The 6,442-nt window shown below is 65.3% G+C and carries 6 protein-coding genes and 1 pseudogene; 3 read left to right on the plus strand and 4 right to left on the minus strand.

Annotation, left to right across the window (positions count from 1 at the left end):
- The 3 genes and pseudogenes from V7E26_RS28575 to V7E26_RS28585 all read left to right on the plus strand — a co-directional run.
- Positions 1 to 227, plus strand: a pseudogene (locus V7E26_RS28575) (branched-chain amino acid ABC transporter permease); the annotation flags it as partial.
- 5 nt (positions 228 to 232) lie between these two features.
- On the plus strand, positions 233 to 2,002 hold the full coding sequence (locus V7E26_RS28580) for a branched-chain amino acid ABC transporter ATP-binding protein/permease (protein ID WP_324422741.1): 1,770 nt from the start codon (positions 233 to 235) through the stop codon (positions 2,000 to 2,002).
- Positions 1,999 to 2,730, plus strand: a complete 732-nt coding sequence (locus V7E26_RS28585; RefSeq protein WP_324422742.1) for an ABC transporter ATP-binding protein — start codon at positions 1,999 to 2,001, stop codon at positions 2,728 to 2,730. Before V7E26_RS28580 ends, V7E26_RS28585 begins: the two co-directional genes overlap by 4 nt.
- Positions 2,731 to 2,859: 129 nt before the next feature.
- Here V7E26_RS28585 and V7E26_RS28590 read toward each other — a convergent pair whose 3' ends face one another.
- The 4 genes from V7E26_RS28590 to V7E26_RS28605 form a co-directional block, all read right to left on the minus strand.
- Positions 2,860 to 4,008 (minus strand): ABC transporter substrate-binding protein, encoded by a 1,149-nt coding sequence (locus V7E26_RS28590; protein ID WP_324422743.1) that lies wholly within the window; start codon positions 4,006 to 4,008, stop codon positions 2,860 to 2,862.
- A gap of 89 nt (positions 4,009 to 4,097) precedes the next feature.
- Positions 4,098 to 4,517, minus strand: a complete 420-nt coding sequence (locus V7E26_RS28595) for an acyl-CoA thioesterase (protein ID WP_324422744.1) — start codon at positions 4,515 to 4,517, stop codon at positions 4,098 to 4,100.
- A 9-nt stretch (positions 4,518 to 4,526) separates the two neighbouring features.
- Entirely contained in the window at positions 4,527 to 5,288 is a 762-nt protein-coding gene (locus tag V7E26_RS28600; protein WP_324422745.1) for an SDR family NAD(P)-dependent oxidoreductase, read from the minus strand.
- A gap of 36 nt (positions 5,289 to 5,324) precedes the next feature.
- Positions 5,325 to 6,442 (minus strand): AMP-binding protein (locus tag V7E26_RS28605; RefSeq protein WP_324422746.1); only part of this gene is annotated, 1,118 nt, incomplete at its 5' end.

Consider the following 6,442-nt stretch of genomic DNA (forward strand, 5'->3'; position numbering starts at 1 on the left):
ACGACACCGGCTTCCTGATCGGCCTGAAGGGTTTCATCGCCGCGATCATCGGCGGCCTCGTGAGCTATCCGCTGACGGCGGTGGCAGCCCTCGTCGTCGGCTGCGTCGAGGCGTTCTCCTCGTTCTACGCCAGCAATTTCAAGGAGGTCATCGTCTTCACGCTCATCCTTCCCGTGCTGATGCTGCGTTCGCTCGCAGCGCCTGAGGTCGAGGAAGAAAAGGACTGACGGCGATGACGCAGCGAGCCCCTCTCATCATCTTCGCGATCGTCATGGCGGCGATCCCGTTCATCCCGGGCATCCCGCCATTCTGGATCGTGCTGCTCAACAATATCGGCCTCGCCGCACTGGTGGCGATGGGCCTCGTACTGCTGACCGGTGTCGGCGGCCTCACCTCGTTCGGCCAGGCCGCGTTCTGCGGCTTCGGCGCCTATACCACGGCGGTGCTGACCACGGCCTATGGCGTCTCGCCCTGGTTGACGCTGCCGCTATCGCTGCTGGTCAGCGGCGTCGCCGCCGTCCTGCTCGGCCTCATCACGGTGCGGCTGTCGGGCCATTATCTGCCGCTCGGCACCATCGCCTGGGGCATCGGGCTGTTTTATCTGTTCAGCAAGCTGGAATTCCTCGGCCGCAACGACGGCATCTCGGGCATCCCGCCGCTTTCGATCGGCAATTTCCGGATGCTCGACCCCGGCGCGATCTATTTCGCGATCTGGACCGCGGTGCTGGTTTCGGCCTTGCTGACCATGAACCTGCTGGACTCCCGCACCGGCCGCGCGATCCGCGCGCTGCGGCGCGGCCATATCGCCGGCGAAGCGTTCGGCGTGCAGACGCCGCGCGCGAAGCTTTTGGTATTCGTCTATGCGGCGGTGCTGGCCGGCCTCTCCGGCTGGCTCTACGCGCACTTCCAGCGCGCGGCCAATCCGACCCCGTTCGGCGCCCATGCCGGCATCGAATATCTGTTCATCGCGGTGGTCGGCGGCGCCGGCTATGTCTGGGGCGGGGTGCTCGGCGCCGGCATCGTCGTGATCCTCAAGGAGATCCTGCAGAGCTACCTGCCCTACATCTTCGGCGGCCAGAGCCAGCTCGAGACCATCGTGTTCGGCATCCTGCTCGTCGTCCTGCTGCAACTGGCGCCGACCGGGGTCTGGCCCTGGCTGATGGCGCGGCTGCCGATCAAGCCGGCCCGCAAGACGCCCGACACGTCGCTCTCTCTTGCCACGCCGGCGCGGCAGCAGGCTTCATCAGGCGCGCTGCTGCAGATCGAGAAGGCGCGCAAGCAGTTCGGCGGCGTGATCGCCGTCAATGACGTCTCGTTCGACGTTCAGGCCCGCGAGATCGTCGCCCTGATCGGGCCCAACGGCGCCGGCAAGAGCACCACGTTCAACCTGATCACGGGCGTGCTGACGACGACCGGCGGCACGATCTCCGTGCTCGGCCACAAGGTCGACAATGCGCCGCCGCAGGAGGTCGTCAAGCTCGGCGTCAGCAGGACCTTCCAGCACGTCAAGCTGGTGCCCGACATGACCGTGCTGGAGAACGTCGCGATCGGCGCGCATCTGCGCGGCTCCTCGGGCCCGATCTCCAGCATGTTCCGCCTCGACCGCGCCGACGAGGCAAAGCTGCTGGCGGAAGCCGCACGCCAGATCGAGCGCGTCGGCCTTGGCGACCAGATCGACCAGCTAGCGGGAAGCCTGTCGCTCGGCCAGCAACGCATCGTCGAGATCGCGCGTGCGCTCTGCGTCGACCCGCTGCTGCTGCTGCTCGACGAGCCTGCCGCGGGCCTGCGCCACATGGAAAAGCAGCGGCTCGCCGCCTTGCTCCGCCAGTTGCGCGACGGCGGGATGTCGGTGCTGCTGGTCGAGCACGACATGGGCTTTGTAATGGATCTCGCCGACCGTGTGGTCGTGCTCGATTTCGGCACCAAGATCGCCGAGGGCACGCCGGCCCAGATCAAGACCAATCCCGACGTGATCAAGGCCTATCTCGGAGCTGCCGCATGAGCGCGCTGCTGTCCGTCTCCGACGCCCACGTTGCCTACGGCAAGGTCGAAGCCGTGCGCTCGGTCTCGCTCGACGTCGCCGACAACGAGATCGTCACCATCATCGGCGCCAACGGCGCCGGCAAGACCACGCTGCTGAACGCGATCATGGGTATCCTGCCGCTCAAGGGCAACACCGCCTTTGCCGGCGCCGACATGACCCAGCTCGATATCGAGGACCGCGTCGCGGCGGGCTTGAGCCTGGTGCCCGAGCACCGCGAACTGTTCGCCACCATGAATGTCGAGGATAATCTGCTGCTCGGTGCGTTCCGGATTCCGAAGGCCACGGCGGCAAAATCGTTCGAGCGGGTCTATGCGCTGTTTCCGCGGCTGAAGGAACGCCGCAAGCAGCTTGCCGGCACGCTTTCCGGCGGCGAGCAGCAGATGCTGGCGATGGGCCGTGCGCTGATGGGCGCTCCAAGACTATTGATGCTGGACGAGCCGAGCCTCGGCCTCGCGCCGATCATCGTCGCCGACATCTTCCGCACCATCGGCGAACTGCGCGCCGCCGGCGTCTCGGTGCTGCTGGTCGAGCAGAACGCGCAGGCCGCCCTGCAGATCGCCGACCGCGCCTATGTCATGGAACTCGGCGAGTTCATCCTGTCGGGATCGGCGAAGGATATCGCCAGCAACCAGCGCGTCGCGGCGAGCTATCTCGGCTTCCAGCACGAAGGCGCGAGCGAAGTATAGATCTGCTTTTCTCGACGCGGGGGCGGAGGCGCACGCGACAGCGTGCGCCTCGAAGGATGAATGGCACCAGCGGGGCCACATGGTTCGAGACGGCGCTGAAGCGCCTCCTCACCATGAGGCGCTGGTCATCTATTTCGCCGGGACGTACTTGCCGTCCTTCACCGTCAGGATGATGCGCGAGCGATCGTCGAGACCGTAGCGATCCTTTTCGGTGAAGTTGTAGACGCCCTGGCTGGCCGCGATTTCCTTCTCAGAGATCAGCGCCTGGCGGATCGCCTCGCGGAACTCAGGCGTGCCCGGCTTCGCGGTCTTCAGCGCCACCGGGATCACGCGCTTGAGCACTTCGAAGGCGTCGTAGGAATGGCCGGCGAACTGGCTGCGGCTGTTGGCGCCGTACTTGGCTTCATAGGCGGTGTTGAGCGCGAGACCCGGCTTCTTGGTCAGCGCGCTGTCGGGCTGCGATTCCGGCGACATCACCGGACCCGAGGACATGATGACGCCTTCCGCCGCGGGGCCTGCGATGCGGATGAAGTCCATGCTGGCGGCGCCATGGGTCTGGTAGATCAGGCCCTTGTAGCCGCGGTCGCGCAGCGTCGACTGCGGCAGCGCCGCGGCGGTGCCGGAGGCGCCGACCAGAATGGCGTCGGGATTGGCGGCGACCAGTTTCAGCACCTGGCCCGTGACCGACGTATCGGTACGGGCGAAGCGTTCTTCAGTCGCCATGTTCAAGCCCATCGGCACGGCCTGGGTCTTGAAGTCGTTGGCCCAGAGATCGCCGTAGGAATCCGAGTAGCCGATATAGCCGACGGTCTTGATGCCATGCGCCTTCATGTGCTCGTACAGCACCTTGCCCATGATCGGAATCGGCTGCGGCATCGCCACCGACCACTTTGCGCGGGCCTCATTGATCGGGAACGGCGCCAGGCCGAAATGCGGAATGCCCGCCTCGTTGGCGACCGTCGAGACCGCAATGGTGGGAGGCGTCGTCGACGAACCCATGATGATGTCGGCCTTGGACTCGGTCACGAAGCGACGCGCATTGGTCGTCGCCGCCGTCGGGTCGCCGCCGTCGTCGAGCACGATGATCTTGAGCGGCACGCCGCCGATCTCCTTCGGCACGAATTCAAGCGCGTTGCGTTCGGGAATTCCGAGCGCCGCCGCAGGTCCGGTCGTGACGATGGTGATGCCGATGGTGATCTCGTTGGTCTGCGCCAGCGCCGAGCCCGGCAGGGCGAGGGCCGCAACCACGGCCGCCGCAGACAGAAGAGCCTTCTTCATTCATTCCTCCCTTGATTATCTTCTTTATTGTGTAAAGCAAAAACAGGCGGGCAATTCAGCCCCTTCTTTAGGTCATGCGGGCGCATTCGTCAGCCCCGCATGAAACGCTCGATGATCTCCTGCGGCATCGAGGCCGATTTCAGCTTCGCCGGATCGTCCGGATGACGGCCGACCAGCACCCGGGTCTCGAACGCCTCGATCGCCAGCGCCTCGCCCTTGAACACGTTGTGGACCACCTCGAAGCTGGACCGCTTGAAACTCTCGATCCGGCTTTCGATCCTGATCCAGTCGCCATGGGTCGAGGGGATGTGGAATTTCGCCCGCGTGTCCACCATCGGTATGCCAACCAGGCCGTATCTATGGATGATGTCCTGTTTCGAGAAACCGGCGGCTTCGAACATGATCGAGGTCGAATCGTCGAACATCGCGAAATAGCGCGGGTAGTAGACGATGTTGGCGGGGTCGCAATCGCCCCACTGGATCTGCACGTCGCGGCTGTGCACGAACATGACCTATCCTTAACGCGGCGCCATGCGAAGCGCGGCATCGAGCCGCACCACTTCACCGTTCAGGTACGGGTTGTCGATCATGTGCAGCGCCAGCGAGGCGAACTCCTCGGCCTGGCCGAGCCGGCGCGGGAACGGGATCGAGGCGGCGAGCGAGTCCTGCGCTTCCTGCGGCAGGTTGGCGAGCAGCGGCGTCAGGAACAGGCCCGGCGCGATCGTCAGCACGCGAATGCCGAACTGCGCCAGCTCGCGCGCGATCGGCAGCGTCATGGCGACGATGCCGCCCTTCGAGGCCGAATAGGCGGACTGGCCGATCTGGCCCTCATAGGCGGCAACCGAAGCCGTCGAAATCACCACGCCGCGCTCGCCGGTCGCCAGCGGGTCCAGCTTCGACATCGCAGCGGTTACGAGCCGCAGCATGTTGAACGAGCCGATCAGATTGACCTTGATCACCTTCTCGAAGTCACCGAGCGCCATCGGCCCGTCCTTGCCGATCACGCGCTTGGCGACGCCGATGCCGGCGCAGTTCACCAGCACGCGCGCCGGACCATGCGCCGCCGCGGCCTTGGCAATCGCGGCTTCCGCCGAGGCTGTGTCAGACACGTCGCAGGTGACGGCGATCCCGCCGATCTCGGCCGCGACTGTTTCAGCAAGGCTGGCGTTGAGATCGCAGATCGCGACCTTGGCGCCCTGCGCCGCGAGCCGGCGCGCGGTCGCCGCGCCCAATCCCGATGCGCCGCCTGTGACGATGGCGGCCTGGTCCTTCAACTGCATGACGCTCTCCCTGACAAGATATTCAAGCAAATTCCGTTACAAGGTGATGACCGGCGCCGCCGGCACCGCTGCGTAAATCGTTTCGATCAGCGCGCTGCGGTTCTCCAGGACCGCGCGCTGGTTGATCGAGCCCTTGTCCGTGACTTCACCACGGTCGATCGACAGCGGCACATCGAGCAGCACGGCGCGGGTGATCCGGGTGGAGGAGCCCGTCGCGGTAGCGACAAGCTGGCGGAAGCGCTCGTGGAACGCCTCGATGATCAGCGGGTCGGATGCCGCCGCGGCGAGATCGTCCACCGGCAGCGTCGGGTTGATCAGGCGGCAGCCGTCGAGATCGAGCACCACCAGTGCCGAGATTTCATCGCGGTTGATGCCGGCGACCACGACATCGCGCACCAGCGGCGCGCAGGCCGCGACGAAGCGCGCGCGCAATGGGCCGACGCTGACCCAGGTGCCGCTCGCGAGCTTGAAATCCTCGCTGACGCGGCCGTCGAAATCGAAGCCGGCGTCAAAATTATCAGGGTCGGCCGGCTTGAGCGCGTCGCCCATCTTGTAGAAGCCTTCCTCGTCGAAGCATTTCGCGGTGATATCAGGCTGGCGCCAATAACCCGGCATCACGTTCGGCCCCCTGGCACGCACTTCGAGCTTGCCGTTGTTGGGCACGAGCTTGGCGTCGTTGCCGAGGACCGGCAGCCCGACATGGCCGGAGCGGCTGGTGTGCGGATTGACCGACATGAAGAACGGCGCGGTCTCGGTGGCGCCGAGCCCGGTCAGCATCGGCACGCGGTAGCCGGTCTCGCGGACGGATAATTCATCGAGGCTGTTCCAGACGAACGCAGACAGCGCGGCGCCCGAGAAGAACATCGCATGGAGCCGCGCGAAGAATTTCTTGCGCAAGTTTGCATCGTCGCGCAGATAGGGCAGCAGTGATTCATAGCCCTTGGGCACGTTGAAATAGACCGTCGGCGAAATCTCCCGGAGATTGCGCACGGTCTCCTCGATGCCGCCGGGCATCGGCTTGCCCTCGTCGAGATACATCGAGCCGCCATTGTAGAGCGTGAGCCCGATATTGTGGTTGCCGCCGAAGGTGTGGTTCCAGGGCAGCCAGTCGACGATGACAGGCGGCTCGTCCTTCAGGAACGCCAGCGTCTCGC

The organism is Bradyrhizobium sp., assembly GCF_036735945.1.
Taxonomy (GTDB): Bacteria; Pseudomonadota; Alphaproteobacteria; order Rhizobiales; family Xanthobacteraceae; genus Bradyrhizobium.

Coding starts and splice junctions, on each gene's coding strand:
- V7E26_RS28580 (WP_324422741.1), top strand. CDS start 233: ATGACGCAGCGAGCCCCTCTCATCATCTTCGCGATCGTCATGGCGGCG.
- V7E26_RS28585 (WP_324422742.1), top strand. CDS start 1,999: ATGAGCGCGCTGCTGTCCGTCTCCGACGCCCACGTTGCCTACGGCAAG.
- V7E26_RS28595 (WP_324422744.1), bottom strand. CDS start 4,517: ATGTTCGTGCACAGCCGCGACGTGCAGATCCAGTGGGGCGATTGCGAC.
- V7E26_RS28600 (WP_324422745.1), bottom strand. CDS start 5,288: ATGCAGTTGAAGGACCAGGCCGCCATCGTCACAGGCGGCGCATCGGGA.
- V7E26_RS28590 (WP_324422743.1), bottom strand. CDS start 4,008: ATGAAGAAGGCTCTTCTGTCTGCGGCGGCCGTGGTTGCGGCCCTCGCC.